The organism is Nocardiopsis sp. NPDC006938, from assembly GCF_042869555.1.
Lineage (GTDB): Bacteria > Actinomycetota > Actinomycetes > Streptosporangiales > Streptosporangiaceae > Nocardiopsis.
In genome coordinates, this window is record NZ_JBIAGA010000027.1 from 16650 (window position 1) to 35159 (window position 18510).

Here is an 18510-nt window from a genome sequence, read left to right on the forward strand (position 1 = left end):
GTTGGCCTGCACGAAAGCGGGGTGGGGACGCCGCCTGCAAGCCCGCGTCCCCACCCCTTGGCCACCCCCGAAAGGATGGACACCCATCATGACCGACCGCACTCCGCCCCACGACATCGAGACCGAGCAGACCCTGCTGGCCGCGATCATGATCGCGCCCACCGTCATCGAACAGGGTCTGCGCCTGGCCGACGTGCAGACGCTCCTGCACAGCGGCGAGGACTTCTACAGGCCCGGCCACCAGATCATCTACGAGTCCCTGTGCCGTCTGTCCGAGCGCGGTGAGCCCATGGACGCGCTGTCGGTCTCGGCGGAGCTGTCCAAGCGCGGTGAACTCGACGTCGCCGGGGGCGGCCCCTACCTGCATACGTGCACCGCACGGCCGGTGATCGCGAACGCGGGCTACTACGCCAAGATCGTCGCGGACAAGGCCGTCCTGCGCCGTCTGATCCAGGTCGGCACCCGCATCGCCCAGTTCGGCTACGAGGGCGTGGGCGAGGTTGACGATCTCGTGGACGCCGCCCGAGCTGCGGTTGCCGAGACCGTCGTCAGCAGCGCCGATGGTGAGGGCGACCTCGTGCACATCCTCGACGGAGACCTGTGGTCGGGTGTCACCGAGGAGATGGAGCACGGAAGTGACCAGGTTGGGCGCCGGGTGCCGACTGGGTTTGTTGACCTGGACGTGATCACCGGGGGCGGGTTCGAGCCCGGCCAGATGGTGGTGGTCGGGGCCAGGCCATCCGTGGGCAAGTCCACCGTGGCCTTGGATTTCTCCCGAGGAGCGGTCAAGGCCGGACACTCCGCGCTGTTCTTCGGGTTGGAGATGACCAACAAGGAACTCCTCCAGCGGTGGATCGCGGCCGAAGCCAACGTCCCCCTGCACTGCATCCGCACCGGCGGCCGCGACATGATCGACGAAGGGGCCTGGGGCAGGGTGACGCAGGCCCGTACCCGCGCCCAGGAGGAGAACTACCAGCTCTGGATCGCTGACCAGTGCACCACCGTCGCGCAGATCCGAGCCAACGCCCGCCGCCACCAGGCCCGCCACGGGCGGCTGGACCTCGTGGTCGTGGACTACCTCCAGCTCATCCCCTCCACCGCCACGGCGGAGAACCGCCAGCAGGCCGTGAGCGAGTCCAGCCGAGCCCTGAAGCTCCTGGCCAAGGAACTCGGTGTGGTGGTGGTCGCGCTCTCCCAGCTCAACCGCAAGCCCGAGGACCGGCCTGACAAGCGCCCCCAGGTCTCGGACCTTCGCGAGAGCGGAGCCGTGGAACAGGACGCGGACGTGATCATCCTGCTCTACCGCGAGGACGTCCACGACAAGGACTCCCCACGTGCGGGCGAGGCCGACCTGATCATCGGCAAGCACCGCAACGGGCCCACGTGCGATGTGACGGTGGCCTTCCAGGGGCACTACTCCCGCTTCGTGGACATGGCCCCGGGATAGCCCCTGAAGAATCACCGAGTACGAGCGTGCCGGGGAGGTCGACCTGGTGGTCTCCAAGAACCGCGAGAGCTGCGGACGGGTGCACCGTGGTCTTCCCGCCAGCCGCACTACCAGCGGTTCCCGGACATACCCGCCATGTGAGCCTTGCTGGTGGGAAGCTGGAACCCCCTCCTGGCCCCGTGGAATGGAGCGAGATGACCACGACCTCCCAGAACGGCGAACTCACCCCCAACGAGCGCAAGATGCTGCGGCTGTTGACGATGCTGCCCGCGCCGGACCGAAGGCAGGGTGACGACGTTGACGTGCGGCGGGCCCGCACGTTCTGGAACACCATGTCCGACCACCTGGGCACCGTGCGCGGTCCGGAAGGGCAGATCCGCACACCGGCTGTTCATGCGGGGGCTCTCATCGAAGAGGGGATCATCGGCCTTCGTGCAGGCTTGGAAGCCGAGGACGCTTCCCCTCTATCCCGCCTTCGGGTATCGACACGGTGGCTCGCTCAGCGCTTGTTCGACATCTTCGGTGAGCTGTCAGACCAGCAGCTCGTGGCCTTGAGGAAGGCGCTGAGCCCTGCTTTGGGCCGGGCCTCTTCAGGCCTGGCCCATGAGTGGCTGCGTCAACTGCGTGAGGCGGCGTTGAACGTCATCCTTGAGACCATCCCCATCGAGATGGATTCCAAGAACGAATTCGACTTCCTGGACAAGTCCTGGGGGCACCCGGACCATGACGTGAGGCTCTTCCCCACCGATCTGGACGGTGTCCTGAAGCACTCCGCTCCCGCCGGTCCTTGACCGGAGCCGCACACAGAAAGGGCCCACACCAGCCGCTGCGCTGGTGCGGGCCCTTCTTCGTGCCCAGGGGAAATCTATGCCGTAAAGGTGACTCAGAGCCTTTCGTCGCGTTCCCGCATCGCTTCGTAGGCCAGCTCACGCATGGTCACGGCACGCTGGGCCATGTTCACGGCGAGTACCCCCACTGCCGCGCTCAGAAGGATGAGGGCCGCTGTAGGCAGCGCGCCCCACTGCCCTGAAGAGGCGATGACGGCGAGGGTCAAGGGCACCGGCAGTACGGCCAACGTCCATCCCCCGATACGCAACAGTCGTGGGGTTCGCGGGCGAGCCCAGGTGGCGTGATGGTGCCAGACCAGCAGTGCGATCACGGCGACGAAGTAGGGCCCGCACCACATGTTCGCCTCCGCCAAGCCCATCCCCAGGCTCTGCTGGAGGATCTCCTGGGAAGCGGTCCATCCGATCGCTGGAGGGAACCAGAGCATCAGGTAGCCGTACCGGTGCGCCACATGAGCCAGGTTGAGATGCCTCTCCGGGCCCTGCGTTCGGTAGAACAACTCGACCATGCGGATCTCACGGATCTTCGCCAGCAGGCGGTTGTCCTCGGTGGATTCCTCGGTGTGCATCCGCAGGAGCCGCTGACGCTCTTGTTCGCGATGCTCCTCCCGGATCCGAACAGCATCTTCCGCGTTCCGGGCCAACTCATCGACCTCATCGAAGCGGTCTTCACGACTGGGCAAGGGTCCTCCAGGAGGTAGGGGGAGTAACACCCAGCTACTACCCCACCCTGAAGCTTCCCGAGCCCGTTTTCGTGACGTTCGCAGCACCAGATCGCTACGGTGAGTACACCCCCATGGACGAGGAGAAACCGTGTCCCCAGGACTTACCCCGCAGTCCCAGACCGAGGAAGCCCGGGCCCGCCGGGTGCGGCAGGTGCGTGTCACCGCCGCCGACATCGAGGAGATCAAGGAGATCTGCCTGTCGGCTCTCCAGGCAGCGGACATCGGGTACGCCATCCAACACATCGCGTTGCGAGAAGCCAAGCTCACCCGGGGCGGTTTGATCGTGCGCGGGTTCGTTAAGAGCTACTCCTCCGAGTACAGCGACAAGACTCCCCGTCCCATGCGGCAGGCCCTGGAAGACCTCGGGTTCGTCGTGAGCAAGGACTTCGGGAAGGACGGGATCATCGTGACCGGATGGGACCCCCACCACTACGAAGGAACCCAGCTCACCTCGCACCGAGTCCGGATTCGAGTCCGCGAGCTCCAGGAGGTCGAGCAGGAACTGCTGGAGCTGGAAGCCTCCGAGGTCCAGGTGCGCGGCATCTGATGCCTCGCCTGCCGTTCCTCGTGCTCAACGGGGAGCCCGGCACGTAGCACCCCTCGCACACGTGCGAGGAGCGCTACGTCTCGCACGTCACCGCTCGGGCAGGTGCGGGCCGATGGTCTCCAGGATGCGCACCAGGTCGTCGACCTCGTCGAGCTCCTGGAGACGGTCGCCCTCCCGAACAGCGAGAGCCCGGTCCGTGATCCCGTCCGCCCGCTCCTGCGCGAGGTGCTCCTCCAGGACCGCACGCCGCTCAGTCAGGTGACGCCACAGCGCACGCCCGTGAGCCCGCGGCGAGGCCCGTCTCGCGGTCACCTGCTGGACCAGGTGCGGGGGGCTGTGCGCGGCCAGCCAGTGCCGACACCACCCCGCCCACCCCGGCTCGTCCGGAGACGGCAACCCCTCCCACCCGCGTGGCACCCGTTTTTCTGCCATATGCCCAGGTTAGACGGGGTGGCGGCCCATCACCGGCCACCGCTCACCCGGGTCCACCACCGGACGGAACCCGCACGCCGCCAGCCACTCCACCCTCTGCTCGATGCCGGCGTCCTCGTCCGGGGCGGCGAACACCCACCCCACTCCCGCCCGGCCCGCAGCCGAGACGAACTCCTCCACCAGCCGTCTGCCGATCCCCACCCGCCGGTGGTTGGGGTCCACGACCACGGCCTGGACGTACCCGTGCGGCGGCCGAACCGGAGCTCCCGGGCCCGGGTAGATCGCCGTCAGCGTCCCCGACAGCCACCCCACGAGGCGCCCGTCGACCACAGCGGCCAGGAACACGTCCCCGCCTGGGGCGTAGGACACCCCGGCCCGCCGGGCCAGAGCACACAGCTGCCCCACCTCACCACCATCCACACTCCGCACTCTCACTCCGCCCACCCCTCCAGAGTGCCCGGCCTCGACCAGGCCCCACCCGGCGACTACGGTCAGGGCCATGACCACCACCGACGACACACAGCCCATGGCCTCCTGGTCCGAGATCCTGGACGGCCACGACGCGGGCTGGCCCCTGGCCGCCATCACCGCCACCACCGAATCATGGATCCGGTCCTGGGACCTGGTCGGCACATCCGGGGATGCCGACCACCGCGACCCCGAAGCGGTAGAGCGTCTCCACCGCAAACTCCGCCGCCTCCGCACCCACACCCCCGCTACCCTGCCGGAGCACCTGATGGAGGGGTGGCAGGTCGACCTGGAGATCATCACCGCACACGGACCGGTCAGGATGACCGGGCGCCTGGCCCAGGACCTCGTCCTGGACTGGCCCCTGGACACCCTGGGCGGCCGCGTCCTGCAGTCCATGCCCTGCCGCGCCCTCATGGTGACCACCGAGACCGGTCTGCCCGTGCTGGTCTGGGCCGACCGCATCCTGACCATCAGCCACTACCGCCAGACCCCCTCCTGACCTCGGTCAGCCGGGGAGTCTGACCGCATCCGGCCAAAAGCGTGCACGTGCATTTGCACGTGCACGCTTTTGGGTTCGCGGTACATTCGCCTCGTGCCGGCCGGGCGGGCGCCCCCCTCCACCCCCTGAACGCGTCACGCCGCTGAGCGTGACGCGGCCCCGCCCCCGAACAGGAAAGGTCCGGCATGAAGTTCCCGAAGAAGCGCGCCCGCGAGGAGGGCGGCGGCCCGCGGTGGTGGCTGTGGCGCCTGGCGGCTGAGGCCGCCCGCACCCTCCTCGCCGCGATCCGCACCCTGCTGTGGCTGTGGCGCGAAAGCGGGGACGGTCCCGACGGCCGGTAGGCCGCCGGGACCCTCTGAGGGCCCGCGTCATGTCTGGACAACCGGGCGCGGGTCCTCCACCACGACGATCCGCATGCGGATCGACCTGGCGAGCCTACCGGGGCCTCCTCCACGAGCTTGCGCACGCACCGCGTCAACAATGACGTACCTACGGCCCGCAGGAACCTAGCAAAACCCTCCGGGCATCGACGCCGCAGAACCACGAAAGGCCCGCCCCCCGTTCGTTGGGGGAGCGGGCCTTCAGAGCGGGTTTCAGTGCACGATGGCCTCGGCCGGGTCCGCCCATACCGGGCCGGGCTGGGCCAGCAGACGCTCCACTGCCTCGGCGCGCGTGGCCACAGCCGACGCTGCGGCGGTGTTGACGGGCTCCCCGGAGGCGTCGGCCGCGCAGTAGGCCCAGGACCGCGGGGCCGGTACGTGCTGGCGCTTCCACACGAACCCGATGACCTGATCGTCGGGCCCCTGGGCCTGGTACTGGCGGGCGCCCTTGGCCGAGTCCGGGGTTTCGACCAGGCGCACCCGGCCCAGCTCGGCCGGGGTGTAGGGGCACAGCGGCCGTTGCGTGGGGCGGCCGCGCATCCGCCGCTTGGTCCAGGCCGCCTTAGTGAGCTGGGGCGGGGGCAGCGGTGCGGTCAGGTGCGCCCACAGTGCGCTGGCGGCTTCTTCCCGGGTGGTCCAGGGCCCGCCGGGTACCGGCCCGTCGGCGGTGTGCACGGTGATGTCGCCCTCGGCGCGTTGGAACCAGCCCCAGCAGCGGGAGCGCACGTAGATGTCGTTGCGGCCCGTCACCCGGCCCCGCCGTAGTTCCCACCGCTCCATATCGGCGGGGCGGATCGGCAGGTCCGTGCGCTCCCCGTGCAGGCTCTTGACGGTGACCGGGTGGCCGAACAGGGTCGAGAGCAGTTCGGGGAGGGCGGCGGCCATGTCGGTTTCGGAGGTCACCGCGTCCGGGGCGAGCTGCTCTTGCGGGGTGAGACGTTCACGCTCCTCCTCGGACAACAGCCCGTGCAGCGTCCATCCCTCCCGCTGGTCCCAGTGGTGGCGGTCCTCGAGGTGACCGATGGTCTCGGTGTCGGTGTAGACCACGCAGAAGACGCGCCCGCCCACCCCGGCCTGGCCCCGCACCCGCACCGACACCTCCTTCACCGGCGGAGGCACCGACTCCTCGGGTTCTTCCTGCGAGGGATTTTCCGAAACCACACGGGGTGTGCTCCCCTCAGCGGCCAGCGGGGGTGTGGTTTGGGAAACCTCCCCGGCAGGGGTGGCTGCCGGACCGAACGTGGCCTCCCACGCGGCGACCACCGCCTCCTGGCCGGCGCCGTAGGCCGCACCCAGCGCAGAGCGCACCGCCCCGGCCGCCTCCAACGGCACCCAGGTGGGCGGCTGCTCCCCGCGCTCGGCACCGGCCAGGACGGGGCGCGAACACGCGATCCCGGCAGGGAGCTGGCCACGAACGCTCTCGGCCGCCACCGCCAGGGTGAGCCCTGCGCCGATCCGCAGCCCGGCCAGTCCGCCCGGCAGGGACCCGGGCTCGACCAGGTCAGCCACGCCCACCCCGACCGCGGCCGCGAGCTGGGCCAGGCGTTTGACCTCCGGCCGCTCCTGGCCCTGCTCGTAGCGGATCACCTGCTGACGGGTGGTCTTGAGCCGCTCGGCGAGCAGGCGCTGGCTCAGCCCAGACGCCTCCCGGGTGGCCCGTAGCTTGGCTCCGTCCAGTGGCAGGCCTGCTCCGCGCGCCATCAGGCCTCCTGCGTGGGCTGGCGGTCGGTCATGACGGGCTCCTGTGTGGTAGGCGGGGTGCGCAACACCTGCAATCCTAAACCATACGTGCCGTTTAGGTAAGTAGTTTCCTGGATCCACCCGTGCGGTTTAGGTAACACGCGATCTTGTTCGGCCGCCCCGGAAGGGGGTGCGGTTTAGGTAGCGTTGGATTTTCCGCCAGAACTGCCGGGACCCCGGAACGTGAAAAGCCCTGCACTCCCCAGTCGTCCAGGGGGTGCAGGGCTTCGTTGTGTGAGCTTGACGTATTCACGTCATGACGTACCTACGTCTCGCGCTGGGCTTCGATCTGCCGGTACTGCTTCGGGAGCGTCCCGCAGGCGAAGATCCCGCCATACCCGCACAGCAGGATCGGGACCAGGAACACCAACACCGTCCATCCCATCCACCCGACCCAGGCGGCGGCCGCCATCACCGGCACCGGCAACAGCACCAAGGCCCACACGGTGAGTACCAGGGGCCGCGGCGGGGTCGGGCGGGCCCAGCAGCTGCGGGAGTACCCGGCCATCGCCGCGCCAAAGGCCGCAGTGTAGAGGGCCCCCGCACCGTGGCCGGCCCACCCCGGGGCGCCCTGGTCCATGAGCATCTGAGCGAGGAGCATCCACACCATGACCGCGCCCACCAGAGCGATCAGTACGAAGCCGCCGCTGAACCCGATCAGGGAGCGGCGCATCTGGGCGGGTTCCTGTCGGAGCTGGTGCTGGCGCACCGCGCGCATGGCCCGGGCGTACTGGGAGAGGTGACGGTCCTCCTCGGCCTCCTCGGCGTGCAGGCGCTTGAGGCGCTCCAGCTCCCGGGCGCGGCTCTCGCGACGGTGGCGCGCTTCCTCATCTACCTCCTGGGCGAGTTTCTCCGCGTCTCGGTACCGGTCTTCGGCACTGCTCACGTCTTCTCCAAAAAAAGGGGGTAACTGAACAGACGGTGACGTGTGTACGGCATGACGTAGATACGTCATAAGGAATACCCCGGGCCACCCTGGCCCGGGGTGGCGTGCAACCGCGCCTGCGAGATGCCCGCAGGAGCGCGAACTCGAACCCGCCAGTGTTCTTGTAGCGCGGGCCAGGCGGAGGCGACACGCGTCACCTGAAAGAGTTGACGCAGTTCAAAGGGAGACGTATCTACGTCATGCCGTGTCTACGTCGTCCCTGGACTCCTTGACACGGTCACGCACGCGCTCGTACAGGGCGTCGTCCTCGGCGAGCTCGGCCAGCAGCGCCAGCCACACCGCCCGGCGCGGAACCTCCCCCACATCCAGGTCGTCGGCGAGCCGGTCCGCGATCCTCCGCAGCCGCTTGTGGTCAGCCGGCGACAGGTCCACGGTCGTGCGCAACGGCTTGGACCGCACCGCCGTGCGGCCCCTCTCCGGCCGCGGCTGGGCCTCCTCGGGTGCGGCCGGAGGGGGGGCCGCGCGGCGGGCGGAGGCCGCCTTCTTGAACCGGTCCGCAGACGACTTCGACTTCGCAGCGCTCACGCGGTCACCTCGATCCCGGCGCGGCGCAGGTACTCGTCGGCCAGCATCTCGATGGGGTCGCCGACGGGGACCTCCGGGGCGGCGCCGTAGGCCAGGGCGTAGGCCTCGCGCCGGGGGATCTGGGAGTCGAGCACGTCGTAGCCCATGGCCTCCAAGCCCTCGCGGGCGTCGCGGCCCGACCGGGCACCGCTCACCACTCGGTTGAGTAGGACCGCGATCCGGGCGGGGGCCTGGCGAACCTCGGCGACCTCCTCGAGGAGCTCGGTGATCGCGCCGGTGCGGTCGATCTCGATGGTGGAGGGTGCGACCGGGATGGTGATCTCGTCGACGTGGCGCAGCACGCTGCGCACGATGGCGCCGTGGTCCTCGGCCTGGGGCAGGTCCACGATGACCAGGGTGTCGGGGCCGGCGAAGTCACCGAGGCGGCGTCCGGCGTCCTTGGTGGCCAGACCGGTGAGCTTGAAGTCGAAGCCGCCGATCTCATCGGACCAGGCGAGCGCGGACTGGGCGGGGTCGGCGTCGACCAGGAGCACGTCGAACCCGCGCTGGTGAAGGGCCTGGGCCACCAGCACGCTGGTGGTGGTCTTGCCCGTTCCGGGCTTGGTGTTGGTGTACGCGATGGAAGCTCTCATGAGGCATGACGCTACGGCATGACGTACTGACGTGCCTACGGCACCACCGGATCAGGGTGGGGTGGCGAGCCCCGGGTACCACCAGGCGCCCGCCTTCAGAGCTTCCCGGTGCTGCGGGCCCGGTGCGCCGCCGCCTGGACGGCCTCCATGCCCCGGGTGATGCGCTCGACCTCCCGGCGGGACAACTTGCCCTGGGCAATGGCGGCCGCGGTGCGCACCAGGAGCCGCTGGAGCTCCCGGGGGCGGATCTCCCCTTCGTCGTCCTCGTGGTCCTGGAGGACGGGTTCGGGGGTGGGGTAGGCCTGGCCGCCGACCCGCATCCCGGGCCGCTCCCACGGGGCCGCCCGCACCGCACGGGTCCGCACCACCGTGCGCTCGACGAGTTCGCGAACGGGCTCGTCCTCGAGGCGCGCGGTGCCGGCCGCCCGGTCGCGCTCCAGCCGGGCCTGCGCGGTGCGGACCTCGTAGGCCCGCTGCCGGTGCGCCGGGGAGCAGTACCGGCGCTGACGCCCCCGCCCCTTCGTCCGGGGGGCGATGCGCCTGCCGCACCACTCGCAGGTGCGCGAGATGACCTTCTCGCGCACCGTCTCGTGGACGATGTCGGCGTCGTCCTGGCCCTCGTCGGCGGGGTGCTCCATGGGGGTCTCCTCAGGGTCGTGCGGCAGTTCGGCGGACGGTATCTCGAAGAGATACAAAGGCTCACTCAAGAGTATTTTCGCCAGTGACGATATTGGGGAATGCACGGGCGTGTGGACCTGGATCACTCGTAGTGCCTCGGTGTGCTTCATCAGTGACGTTGATCGTGACTTCTTCCTGAGTGGGTTCCTCGGTTCGCTGCCTCCTGCTCCTGTTGGGTGGTGAGGATGTCCTCATGGGTGAGGAACGAGACCTGGGTGGCGCTGCGCGTCGTGGTGGGTGGGAGGCGGCGATCCGCGGTGCGCTGTCCCGGCCGGGGCCGTCCGCTCCGGCGCACTGGGGCGGCGGGCGGCCTCCGGTCCCGGAGCAGGAGCCGGTGGACGTGATCGCCGGAGCACCGCCAGGAGGTCGTCTTCCCTCGACCGGGTGATCGCCCTCCGGCGTGAGGAGGTCTGGACATGACGAAGCCCCCACACCGCGCGGTGTGGGGGCTTCGGGGTCGAGGTCAGAACAGGGCGTGCTGGTCGTCGCCCGTGGGCATCAGGAGGGCACCCACCCCTGGAAAACCCAGGTGGTGCGGGTGTCCTCGGACTCGGGGGCGTAGTGGGCGCGCCAGTCGGGGCCCTCGCCCTGGGCCGCCAGGTGGTCGGGGACCGATCCGTCCGGGATGATCAGCAGCCCGCCGACGTCGGCCAGGTCGCAGCCGTAGACGTCGTCCCGGTCGAACTCCAGGGTGGTGCCGTCCCACTGCGGGTGGCCGCCCTCCAGCGCGACGACAACCTGCTGTTTCGGCCGCCCCGGCTTGGCGTCGGGGATGGCGCCGGGCCAGCGTTTGGTGGCGGTCTCCCGGGAGATCCCGGCCGCGCGGCCCAGGTCGGCGTAGGTGAGGGGGGCGCCGTCCACGGCCGCTGCCTGGTAGCCCTCAGCGATGGTGTGCGTGCGCAGGTACTCGGTGATCATGGCGGCGGCCGCGATGCGGGCCAGGCGGACGTCGCGCTGGACGGCGGGCGGCGCCTCCTCCAGGCTCAGGACGCTTTCCGGAGTGCCGAACAGCTCACGGGTCAGGGTGCGCAGGGCGCCGTCCACGGCGTCGTAGAGCACGACCCGGGACCGGTCGTCCATCTCGGCGTGGTCGTGGGGGGTGATGGGTTCGGACACGGGTGGTCTCCTCGGGCAGTCGGATGCGGCTGACTAATGTCATACTACCTGACATTGATGAAAACGTCAGGCGTTCTGACATTTCCTCGCGCCGATCCTGACTTCCGATAACCCAGTGTTCTAGGAAGCCAGCCACTCCGCCGAGACGGCCCGTCTCGCCAGGCGGGCATGAGAAAGCCCCCGCAACCATCCGTTGCGGGGGCGAGGGTCAGTAGTTGGCCGGACAGTCCGGGCACACCTCATCAGCCCGGCCCGGGTGCTCCACCGGACGGTAGAGCCGCCACCCGGCCCGTTCGTGGGCGCGGCGGTGGATCAGCCCGGCCGCGCCCGCTTCGGTCTCAGCGATGCCGTCGCTCCACGTCGCGCCGCACCGCTCACAGGTGAGCGTGCCCACCGGGCGCACCCCCATACCGGTGTACTCAACCGCCATCTCCTCCTCCTTCCCGCCGCCGGGTCAGCGGCTGGGGCCGTACATCCGGTCCACGATCGCGGACAGGTAGGACAGGTGCGCGTCCGTGCACCCCGCCTCCTTGGGGTCAGAGCGGGGGGTCAGACCAGCATGACGCAGGCCCCACCCGCAGGCGAACGGATCAGTCGCACGCGATGGCCAGGAGCCGGTTGTCATCGCAGCGGGCGCAGTACTCACTCCTGACCTGGGCTCCCGTCTCGGTGGGCCAGGACCGCCACTGGTGGCCCTGCTGGGCGCACTGGAGGACGGCCGCGCAGACGTCGCACCGCAGCACGCCGGCCTCCAGGGTCCAGCCGGCGCTGGTGGCGTAGGACAGGGCAGCCTCGGGGGTCTCGAAGTGCGGGGTTCCGTCGGCGTTCTCCCATTCGTCGTGGTCGTGAGGCATGTCGCAGTGGAGCGTCCAGCAGGCGGACGTGCGGATGGCCATAAGTGTTCTCCTCAGAGCCGGGGTGGTCATCTGCCAGGGGGCGTGTGCAGCGCCCAGGTGCTTTTCTTGAGAGTGGGCTCCGGAGGCCGGGCGGAGACGGTGCTGATCGCGAGTCACGGTCAAGACGTCGCCGCCAGGCGTCCTTTTTCTCCTGTTCCCCTGACTCCGGGCTCCTGGAGCGGTAGCCCGGAGGTCACGGGGAAACGGTCGCCGAAGGCGTCCTTCTGGTCTGTCTCACCACGTTCCGGAGGTCAGCCGCATGGTGCGGCCGCCGATTTTGATGACCGCGGTGGCGGTGTCGGGGCCGACCCCGTCGGCTTCCAGGACCTCGATGGTGTGTCCTGCGGCCCGGAGCGCGGCCAGGGTGGCCAGGAGCAGTGCGTCGCCGGGCTCCTCCGGGAGCAGTGCGTCGCGGACTTCGTCGTCGGTCACGTGTCCTCCGTGTAGAGGGCGTCGACGAACTCGATGATGACCTTCTCGGCGCGCTTCCACCGGGGGTCGGCGAAGAGCTCGTCGTCGCTGTCTGGTGTGTCGTTCCAGGTGGAGCCCTCGGTGGTGAGGATGCGCTCCATTACCTGGTCCCGCACACCGGCGATGTCCTGGCTGTGCTCCAGGACCTGGTACCGCTCGGACTCCTCCCGGGTCGGGTCGACGGCCTCGCTGGCCCGGACGAGCATCTCGGCGATCCCGTGGGGGGTGAGGAGGTCGTACAGGTGCCGGTACTCGTCGTCGTCCTCGTGGTCGGGCACGTCCCCAGCGGCGAATGCCGACGACCAGACGGACCGGACCCGAGCACGCACCTCAGCGACTCGCAGCTCACGCCGTGCGGTTCGGCTGATCGTCTCGATCTGGTCGAGCCGCTGGCGAGCCTCGGCGATCTCGTCGGCCGCGGTGGAGCGCCGGTCGGTCCTCCAGTCCTCGGTGATGGTCTCGATGGACAGGACGAGCTGGGAGATGCTGTCGCGGATCTCGTCCAGGTCGTCGTCGGTGTAGGTCACTGGTGTCCTTCCTGTAGTGGCCGGGTGGTCCCAGAGCCCCTCCCTCGGCGGGAGGGGCAGAGGCATCAACCGGAGGTGATGGTGTTCAGGGCGGCCTGGACGGTGTCGCGGAGGGTCTCCCTGACCGGCACCCCGTGGCGTCCGGCGACGTAGATCAGGTAGCGGTTGCGCTCGGGGCTCGCGCACTCGGGCGGCGCTCCCAGGATGGCGCGGCCCGAGGGCGCGTCGAGGCCGAACTCCACGTTGGTGGTGAAGCCGGGCATGCTCGCCACGTCTCGCGGAATCCAGAACAGGATCGCGCAGGCGTCGCCCCGGGCTGCGGTTTCCCAGTCGACCTGGTGCTCGTAGCGGGCGGCTCGGACCCCGCCCCGGGACTCGGGGCTCAGGACGGTCAGGGTCTCGGGGCCGGTCCACAGCTCGTCCAGCAGGGCGAGCGCGGTCGGCCGCCAGGACGCGACGGGGGTGCTGCGGTCGGGGGTCGGACCGGCCAGGAACACCGAGGGTGCGGTGGGGTCGTAGGTCTCGCGGGCCATGATCAGCTGGGTCGCCATCAGGGGGTCTCCTCAGGGGATGTCGGTGGGGTTCTACTGCTGGGCCTGCGTGGCGGCGCGGGCGGCGTGCTGCGGGGTCCAGGGCAGGGGCAGCTCGTCGCCGGACGCGCGGGGGACCACGTGGACGTGGAGGTGGAACACGCTCTGCGTGGCGTCCACGCCCTTGCTCGTGATGATGTTCGCGGCGTCCATCTCCGCCATCAGTTCGGCGGCGCGGACCATGGTGGCGCCGGTGACGGCGGGGTCCTCGCCCGCGTCCTGGACGTGGGTGCGGGGGATGACCATGACGTGGCCGTCGGTGCAGCCGCCGGAGCGGGGGCGGATGGCCAGGGCGTCGTCCCACTCGCGGACGATCTCGGCGGGGGCGGTGCCAGCGGCGATGCGGCAGAAGATGCAGTCCATGAGGTCCTCCGAGTGTGAACTCCGTGTTGACATCTCCATAGTCTCCCGCCCAGACCCGAATGTCAACAAGTAGTTCACAAAAAATAGATTCTTATGTAGTTAGCCCTGGTGGGAGCAGGCCCCCGCCAGGGCTACTCCTACTCGGGCGTCGCGGTGGCCTCGTCCTCGAACGCGGCGATGGCGGCGCTCAGTCGCTGGTGCCGCTGCCGCGAGCCCTGGCGGCTCTTCAGCTCCAGGGCGCGGCTGATCTCCTCCCAGGGGGCACCGGCCGCGCGGGCGGCGGCGATGCGGTCGCGCTCGATGACGTCGACCTCGTGTCGCAGCTGCCTGATCTCGCGCAGGGCAGCCAGGGTCCGCTGCATCGTCGTCGGGGTCGTCGGGTTTTTCATCGTTCCATTTCAGGTAGTAGGTTCCCCCACCTCACCGGTGGGGGAGCCGGTCGAGTCTAGGCCTGTTCGGCGCAGGCCGGGCAGAGGGGCCGCTCTCCGGACCCGCCCCCGCCGCCCTTGTAGACCTTCTGCTGGCAGAGGCTCAGCCGGGGATCGGCGTCCTGGGTGAGGTGGGAGAAGTCCCGCTCCAGGGGCCAGGGTGCCACCCACGTGCCGGTGAACGGCGCGACCACCTGGCCGGCCATCACCTGAGAGAGGAGTTCCTGGTAGGGGCCTCCGCCCCCGGCGATCCAGGTGCTCACCTGGCCGGTGGAGGCCCGGTAGGTGGCGTGCGGCACCCGGTTGACCGGGTGGGGGTAGCGCTCCAGCCACTCCTCGACGCTGCTGGCCTCTGCGCGTTGGGTGCTGAAGAGCTCCCCGAAGACGGCCCTCGCGGGGGTCCGCCAGACGATCTTCAGGCTGCCCTGGTACAGCTGGCTACCGCCACTGGTGGGGTTCAGCGGGTTGTCGCCGGTGGTGGGATTCGGGTGCTGGAAGAAGGTGTCCGGGTCGTAGAACATCTTCGGGGCCATGACTCTCCTAGGTTTGGTTAGCGGTTGATGGTCAGGTCGCCGTTGCCGGTGTGGATCACGGAGTTGGCTCCGTGAGTGATGACGCCGCTGACGACCACGGCCTGGCGCTCGACGCGCTGGCTGCGGTCGATGGTCAGGTCGCCGATCTCGCGGGCCTGGACCAGAGTGCCGTTCACGTCGCCCGAGACCGCGTTGTCGTTGTCGGCCTGCTGCGCGGCGGGGGCGGAGCGGAAGGCGGCGAGGGCGGCGGTGAGGCGAGCGAAGAAGCGGCGCATGAGGTCCTCCGAGCGAGTTTGTGAACTCCGTGTTGACATCTCCATAGTCTCCTGCCCAGACCCGAATGTCAACAGATAGTTCACAGGAATTAGGTCCTTATGTAGTTAGTCCTGGTGGGGGCCCGTGGCCTCGATCAGCCTCGCGGCGAACTCCAGCCGCTGCGCCAGGTCCATCTCGTCCGCGAGAGCGGCGATCAGGGTGGCGGCCCGGTCGATGTCACCGGACTCGGCCGCGGTACGGATCTCGTCGGTACGGGAGTGGAAGTCCATGGCTCTCCTTCCGCCTGGTCCCCGCACCACCCCGGGACGGCGGGGCAGCACGGGCACCAGGCGGTCAGGCCTGCTGGTCCAGTACCCGGCGGCCGTAGCGGGACGCGAGGATCGCGGACACCATGAGGATGGTGGCGGCGCTGGCGAGGACGGCCAGGAGCAGGCCGGTGGAGGCGATGATCAGGGCGCTGATGGCCAGCCACAGGATGTGCCAGTCCTGGTCCATCCGGTAGGCGCCGGTCCCCAGGTGCGGTGCGTCGTCTGTCCCGGGCCGGGGCGTACCCAGCCGCGCGAAGCCGGTTTTCCCGATGGCCTCGTAGAGGCCGGCGGCGGTGAAGCGCCGGTCGAACCAGTAGTGCGACCAGCCGGTGAACCCGATTCCGGCGAGGACGGCGAGCGGGGAGACGGTGGTGCCGGTGAGGCCGACGACGGCCAGGACCGCGAGGGCCTGGGCCAGGACCACGACCACGACGTGCTTGGCGCACGCCACGCGGCCCTCGTGGTCGCACCGGCTCTTGGTTGCGGCCCACTCACTGGGTTGGAGCGGGTGGTCCGCGAGGTTGTGGGCGGCGAAGAGGGGGAGGGCGAGGCCTCCGAGGAGGGCGAGGTCAGCAGGCTGCACGAGCGTCCTTTCGCGAGGAAGTTAGGAAGTGAGGAAGTTAGGTTCTGGGGCCGGAGTGTCCCCGGCCCCAGAACCGCGGGGCTGGCTAGTGGTCCCAGACGCGGCCGGAGGAGGTGCGCACCTGGGTCTGGACCTGGTGGCCGCCGCGACGGATCGTGATGGACCCGGAGGATGTGCGCGCGGAGACCGAGCAGTCGCCGGTCGCGGTGTAGGAGATGGCGCCGGAGGAGGAGCGCAGGCTGAGGGTGGTGCCGCCGTCGAGGATGATCTGGCCCGAGGAGGTGCGGACCGTGGCCAGCCCCTGAACCCGGTGGACGACGACGGACCCGGAGGAGGTGCGGGCGCTGAGCTCCTGGACGTGCCCGAGGGTGATGTCGCCGGAGGAGGAGGTGTGTTCCACGGCCCCGAGGCGAGCGTTGCTGGTGGTCAGGCTCCCCGAGGTCAGCGAGGTGGTGAGGTTGGTGCCCTGGGGCAGGTGCGCCACGACCCGCACCTGGGCGTCGGGGGTGATGACGTGGGTCGAGCCGAGACTGGCGCCGCCGACCACGATGTCGCCGCCGTTCATGATGACGCCGCCCATCACGCGCCCGGCCTGGACGATCATCCCGCCGCCGCTGCTACGGAAGGTGGTCGTCGTCATGCCGCTGGTCTGGGGCAGGTCCAGGACCCACAGGGAGCCAAGGCTCTCGACGCTGGCGTCAGCGATGAGGTGCTCCGGGCCGAAGATCTCGATGCGCGCCTCGGTGAGGCCCGCGCTGGTGCGCACCTCCACGTCGGCGTCGCTGCCGTTGATGATCATCGTGGTGAGGGTGTCGGCCGGGGTGGTGAAGGTGACGGCCATGCGCGCTCCTAGGTATCTAGAGTCGGTGAACTTTTTGTTCCCATCTCCATAGTGCACGCCGCCCCACCCGATGTCAACATCAAGTTCACATGAATTAGGGACCTCATTTCTGAGGTCCCTAGATTCGCTGGTCAGACGTGGTGTCAGTACCCGCGTGCCCTCAGCCACTCGTCCACGGCCAGCGCGACCACGTTCTGCCTCGTCGCGCCCAAGCCGTGGTCCTCCCGGTAGAGCGCGGTCCGCCTGTGGAGCAGCAGGTCCTCGGGCACTCCGCAGTTGAGCTGGCGGCGACGGTCCGGGCCGACGGCGGCGATCTGCTCCAGGGTCATCGGTGCCGGCACGCTCCCGGCCGGTGGCGCCGTCTCCTTGGCCTTCGACTTCTTGGGAGCGGGCTTGTGGTCTTGGTCCTCGGTGAGGTCCTTGGTGATGTCGGCACCGAGGTTGACCTGGTACTTCTTCGGCGTCATCGTTTGAGCTCCGGCAGGGTCAGCAGTTCGGCATGCATGGCGGTGTAGTCGGCGGCGCCGCGGTCGGCGTGCACGATGCTGGACTGGGCCTCGGGCAGGAAGACCGGGTAGCCGGACGCCTGGGCCTTCTCATGCGCGTCGTAGTACCGGATCTCGTTGGTGAGCATCCGCACGCCCACCCCCGCCAGGGCCGCCCGTGATTCCCGGGCCACGCCTTGCTTGTTCGACTTGATGCGCACGAACGCGAGCACGTGGGGCCGGCCCTTGAGCGCCTTGAGGGTGATCATGACCGCGCGGGTCTCCAGGAACCGGGGCTCGTAGGGCACGACGATCAGGTCCGCCGCTTCCAGCGCGGCCGCGGCCTCGAGGTCGGAGGGTGGGCAGTCGATGACCACCCAATCGGCGTTGAGCCGGGCCGCGTAGGCCAGCTTCGTGGGGTCCTCCTCGGTGGCCACCGAGTAGGGGGCGTCAACCTTGAGGTCTTCGTAGACGACGGTCGCGGACCGCTGTCTGGCGTTGGCGTCGATGAGGACGGTCCGTTCGGGCCGGGCCGGATCGCCGAAGAGCCACGCGAGGTTGGTCGCCGTGGTGCTCTTCCCGATGCCGCCCTTGCCGGAGTAGACCGCGATGATCGTGGGTCTCATGGTGGCATCATCTCACCTACCTACCTACCTACGAACCGAGGAACCTAGGTTCCCGGACGCAGAGCGGCCCCCGGCGTCTGCCGGGGGCCGCGTGGGTCGGGGTGCATCACCCGCCCAGGGAGCGCACCACGTCCGCCAGGTCCGGGGCGACGTTTTCCAGGGCGAACAGGCGGGGGTTCTGGAGCCGGGCGATCACGCGGGTGATCGACTCGGACAGGTCCTCTCGCGTGGCCGGGTGCTCCATGACGATCGAGGCCTCACCGATGGTGGTGTCGAACGCCCTCGTGACCCACCGGGAGCTGTCGGTGCACCAGTAGGTCTGGCCGACAATCTCCCCGTCGTCGCCAGCGCCCCACAGAACCGCGCGGACGAAGGGCCCGGACGGGGACTCGTAGCGGACCTCGGACTCGGGGTGGGAGTGGACGATGCGCTTCAGATCGAGCTCCAGGGCGCTGGGGCGGTGGGTGTCGAGCATGGGTCTCCCTCTTCCTCTCGGGGGCCTCCAGGAGTGCCCTGGAGGCCGTTTTCGGGGTGCGGCTGGGTGGCGGTGCTAGGCGCTATATCGCAGGTCAGGAGGGCGATGGGGTGCTAGCAGGGGTG

The 18510-nt window shown here is 69.5% G+C and carries 29 protein-coding genes; 5 read left to right on the forward strand and 24 right to left on the reverse strand.

What is annotated here, in order from left to right:
• Window positions 1-88 precede the first annotated feature (88 nt).
• The gene (gene dnaB / locus ACFYL4_RS26075; RefSeq protein ID WP_387521841.1) at window positions 89-1447 is read left to right on the forward strand and encodes a replicative DNA helicase; all 1359 of its coding nucleotides are present in this window, start codon (window positions 89-91) and stop codon (window positions 1445-1447) included.
• Window positions 1448-1641: 194 nt separating this feature from the next.
• A complete protein-coding gene (locus tag ACFYL4_RS26080; protein ID WP_387521843.1) occupies window positions 1642-2238 on the forward strand; it encodes a hypothetical protein in 597 nt (198 codons plus the stop codon).
• A 92-nt stretch (window positions 2239-2330) separates the two neighbouring features.
• On the opposite strand, the gene ACFYL4_RS26085 is transcribed toward ACFYL4_RS26080, so the two are convergent.
• Window positions 2331-2975, reverse strand: a complete 645-nt coding sequence (locus ACFYL4_RS26085) for a hypothetical protein (RefSeq protein ID WP_387521845.1) — start codon at window positions 2973-2975, stop codon at window positions 2331-2333.
• A gap of 130 nt (window positions 2976-3105) precedes the next feature.
• Between ACFYL4_RS26085 and ACFYL4_RS26090 the strand changes: the two genes are divergently transcribed.
• Window positions 3106-3564, forward strand: a complete 459-nt coding sequence (locus ACFYL4_RS26090; RefSeq protein WP_387521847.1) for a hypothetical protein — start codon at window positions 3106-3108, stop codon at window positions 3562-3564.
• Between the two features lie 87 nt (window positions 3565-3651).
• Here ACFYL4_RS26090 and ACFYL4_RS26095 read toward each other — a convergent pair whose 3' ends face one another.
• Together ACFYL4_RS26095 and ACFYL4_RS26100 are read right to left on the reverse strand one after the other, a co-directional pair.
• On the reverse strand, window positions 3652-3996 hold the full coding sequence (locus tag ACFYL4_RS26095) for a hypothetical protein (protein WP_387521849.1): 345 nt from the start codon (window positions 3994-3996) through the stop codon (window positions 3652-3654).
• Window positions 3997-4005: 9 nt separating this feature from the next.
• The gene (locus ACFYL4_RS26100; protein WP_387521851.1) at window positions 4006-4497 is read right to left on the reverse strand and encodes a GNAT family N-acetyltransferase; all 492 of its coding nucleotides are present in this window, start codon (window positions 4495-4497) and stop codon (window positions 4006-4008) included.
• On the opposite strand from ACFYL4_RS26100, the gene ACFYL4_RS26105 reads away from it, so the two are divergent.
• Together ACFYL4_RS26105 and ACFYL4_RS26110 are read left to right on the forward strand one after the other, a co-directional pair.
• Window positions 4496-4966: a hypothetical protein gene (locus tag ACFYL4_RS26105; RefSeq protein WP_387521853.1), complete on the forward strand. Its 471-nt coding sequence runs from the start codon at window positions 4496-4498 to the stop codon at window positions 4964-4966. The genes ACFYL4_RS26100 and ACFYL4_RS26105 overlap by 2 nt on opposite strands.
• A gap of 185 nt (window positions 4967-5151) precedes the next feature.
• Window positions 5152-5307 carry a hypothetical protein gene (locus ACFYL4_RS26110; protein WP_387521855.1) on the forward strand — a complete coding sequence of 52 codons (156 nt, stop codon included), beginning with the start codon at window positions 5152-5154 and terminating at the stop codon, window positions 5305-5307.
• A 252-nt stretch (window positions 5308-5559) separates the two neighbouring features.
• Here ACFYL4_RS26110 and ACFYL4_RS26115 read toward each other — a convergent pair whose 3' ends face one another.
• The 21 genes from ACFYL4_RS26115 to ACFYL4_RS26215 all read right to left on the reverse strand — a co-directional run bounded on the left by ACFYL4_RS26115 (window position 5560) and on the right by ACFYL4_RS26215 (window position 18385).
• Window positions 5560-7047: a helix-turn-helix domain-containing protein gene (locus tag ACFYL4_RS26115; protein WP_387521857.1), complete on the reverse strand. Its 1488-nt coding sequence runs from the start codon at window positions 7045-7047 to the stop codon at window positions 5560-5562.
• Between the two features lie 304 nt (window positions 7048-7351).
• Entirely contained in the window at window positions 7352-7972 is a 621-nt protein-coding gene (locus ACFYL4_RS26120; RefSeq protein WP_387521859.1) for a hypothetical protein, read from the reverse strand.
• 237 nt (window positions 7973-8209) lie between these two features.
• Window positions 8210-8557 carry a hypothetical protein gene (locus tag ACFYL4_RS26125; RefSeq protein ID WP_387521861.1) on the reverse strand — a complete coding sequence of 116 codons (348 nt, stop codon included), beginning with the start codon at window positions 8555-8557 and terminating at the stop codon, window positions 8210-8212.
• Entirely contained in the window at window positions 8554-9189 is a 636-nt protein-coding gene (locus ACFYL4_RS26130; RefSeq protein WP_387521863.1) for an AAA family ATPase, read from the reverse strand. The genes ACFYL4_RS26125 and ACFYL4_RS26130 overlap by 4 nt, the downstream gene beginning before the upstream one ends.
• Before the next feature lie 95 nt (window positions 9190-9284).
• Window positions 9285-9827 carry a hypothetical protein gene (locus tag ACFYL4_RS26135; protein ID WP_387521865.1) on the reverse strand — a complete coding sequence of 181 codons (543 nt, stop codon included), beginning with the start codon at window positions 9825-9827 and terminating at the stop codon, window positions 9285-9287.
• A gap of 538 nt (window positions 9828-10365) precedes the next feature.
• The gene (locus ACFYL4_RS26140) at window positions 10366-10983 is read right to left on the reverse strand and encodes a hypothetical protein (RefSeq protein WP_387521867.1); all 618 of its coding nucleotides are present in this window, start codon (window positions 10981-10983) and stop codon (window positions 10366-10368) included.
• Window positions 10984-11191: 208 nt separating this feature from the next.
• On the reverse strand, window positions 11192-11413 hold the full coding sequence (locus ACFYL4_RS26145; RefSeq protein WP_387521868.1) for a hypothetical protein: 222 nt from the start codon (window positions 11411-11413) through the stop codon (window positions 11192-11194).
• Between the two features lie 160 nt (window positions 11414-11573).
• Window positions 11574-11879, reverse strand: coding sequence for a hypothetical protein (locus ACFYL4_RS26150; RefSeq protein WP_387521870.1), 306 nt, complete (start codon window positions 11877-11879; stop codon window positions 11574-11576).
• Between the two features lie 234 nt (window positions 11880-12113).
• A complete protein-coding gene (locus ACFYL4_RS26155; RefSeq protein ID WP_387521872.1) occupies window positions 12114-12311 on the reverse strand; it encodes a hypothetical protein in 198 nt (65 codons plus the stop codon).
• On the reverse strand, window positions 12308-12877 hold the full coding sequence (locus ACFYL4_RS26160; RefSeq protein ID WP_387521874.1) for a hypothetical protein: 570 nt from the start codon (window positions 12875-12877) through the stop codon (window positions 12308-12310). The genes ACFYL4_RS26155 and ACFYL4_RS26160 overlap by 4 nt, the downstream gene beginning before the upstream one ends.
• Before the next feature lie 65 nt (window positions 12878-12942).
• Complete coding sequence (locus tag ACFYL4_RS26165) at window positions 12943-13428, reverse strand: nucleoside 2-deoxyribosyltransferase domain-containing protein (protein ID WP_387521876.1); 486 nt, start codon at window positions 13426-13428, stop codon at window positions 12943-12945.
• 33 nt (window positions 13429-13461) lie between these two features.
• Window positions 13462-13863 carry an HIT family protein gene (locus tag ACFYL4_RS26170; protein WP_387521878.1) on the reverse strand — a complete coding sequence of 134 codons (402 nt, stop codon included), beginning with the start codon at window positions 13861-13863 and terminating at the stop codon, window positions 13462-13464.
• A gap of 104 nt (window positions 13864-13967) precedes the next feature.
• Window positions 13968-14219, reverse strand: coding sequence for a hypothetical protein (locus tag ACFYL4_RS26175; RefSeq protein ID WP_387521880.1), 252 nt, complete (start codon window positions 14217-14219; stop codon window positions 13968-13970).
• 56 nt (window positions 14220-14275) lie between these two features.
• The gene (locus tag ACFYL4_RS26180; protein ID WP_387521882.1) at window positions 14276-14791 is read right to left on the reverse strand and encodes a hypothetical protein; all 516 of its coding nucleotides are present in this window, start codon (window positions 14789-14791) and stop codon (window positions 14276-14278) included.
• A 17-nt stretch (window positions 14792-14808) separates the two neighbouring features.
• Window positions 14809-15066, reverse strand: coding sequence for a hypothetical protein (locus ACFYL4_RS26185; protein WP_387521884.1), 258 nt, complete (start codon window positions 15064-15066; stop codon window positions 14809-14811).
• 105 nt (window positions 15067-15171) lie between these two features.
• A complete protein-coding gene (locus tag ACFYL4_RS26190) occupies window positions 15172-15336 on the reverse strand; it encodes a hypothetical protein (protein WP_387521886.1) in 165 nt (54 codons plus the stop codon).
• A gap of 64 nt (window positions 15337-15400) precedes the next feature.
• Window positions 15401-15958: a DUF3307 domain-containing protein gene (locus tag ACFYL4_RS26195; protein ID WP_387521888.1), complete on the reverse strand. Its 558-nt coding sequence runs from the start codon at window positions 15956-15958 to the stop codon at window positions 15401-15403.
• A gap of 85 nt (window positions 15959-16043) precedes the next feature.
• Entirely contained in the window at window positions 16044-16799 is a 756-nt protein-coding gene (locus tag ACFYL4_RS26200; RefSeq protein ID WP_387521889.1) for a DUF4097 family beta strand repeat-containing protein, read from the reverse strand.
• A 143-nt stretch (window positions 16800-16942) separates the two neighbouring features.
• Window positions 16943-17266, reverse strand: coding sequence for a hypothetical protein (locus ACFYL4_RS26205; protein ID WP_387521891.1), 324 nt, complete (start codon window positions 17264-17266; stop codon window positions 16943-16945).
• Window positions 17263-17910 carry a ParA family protein gene (locus ACFYL4_RS26210; RefSeq protein WP_387521893.1) on the reverse strand — a complete coding sequence of 216 codons (648 nt, stop codon included), beginning with the start codon at window positions 17908-17910 and terminating at the stop codon, window positions 17263-17265. The genes ACFYL4_RS26205 and ACFYL4_RS26210 overlap by 4 nt, the downstream gene beginning before the upstream one ends.
• Window positions 17911-18016: 106 nt before the next feature.
• Window positions 18017-18385, reverse strand: coding sequence for a hypothetical protein (locus tag ACFYL4_RS26215; protein ID WP_387521895.1), 369 nt, complete (start codon window positions 18383-18385; stop codon window positions 18017-18019).
• Window positions 18386-18510 lie beyond the last annotated feature (125 nt).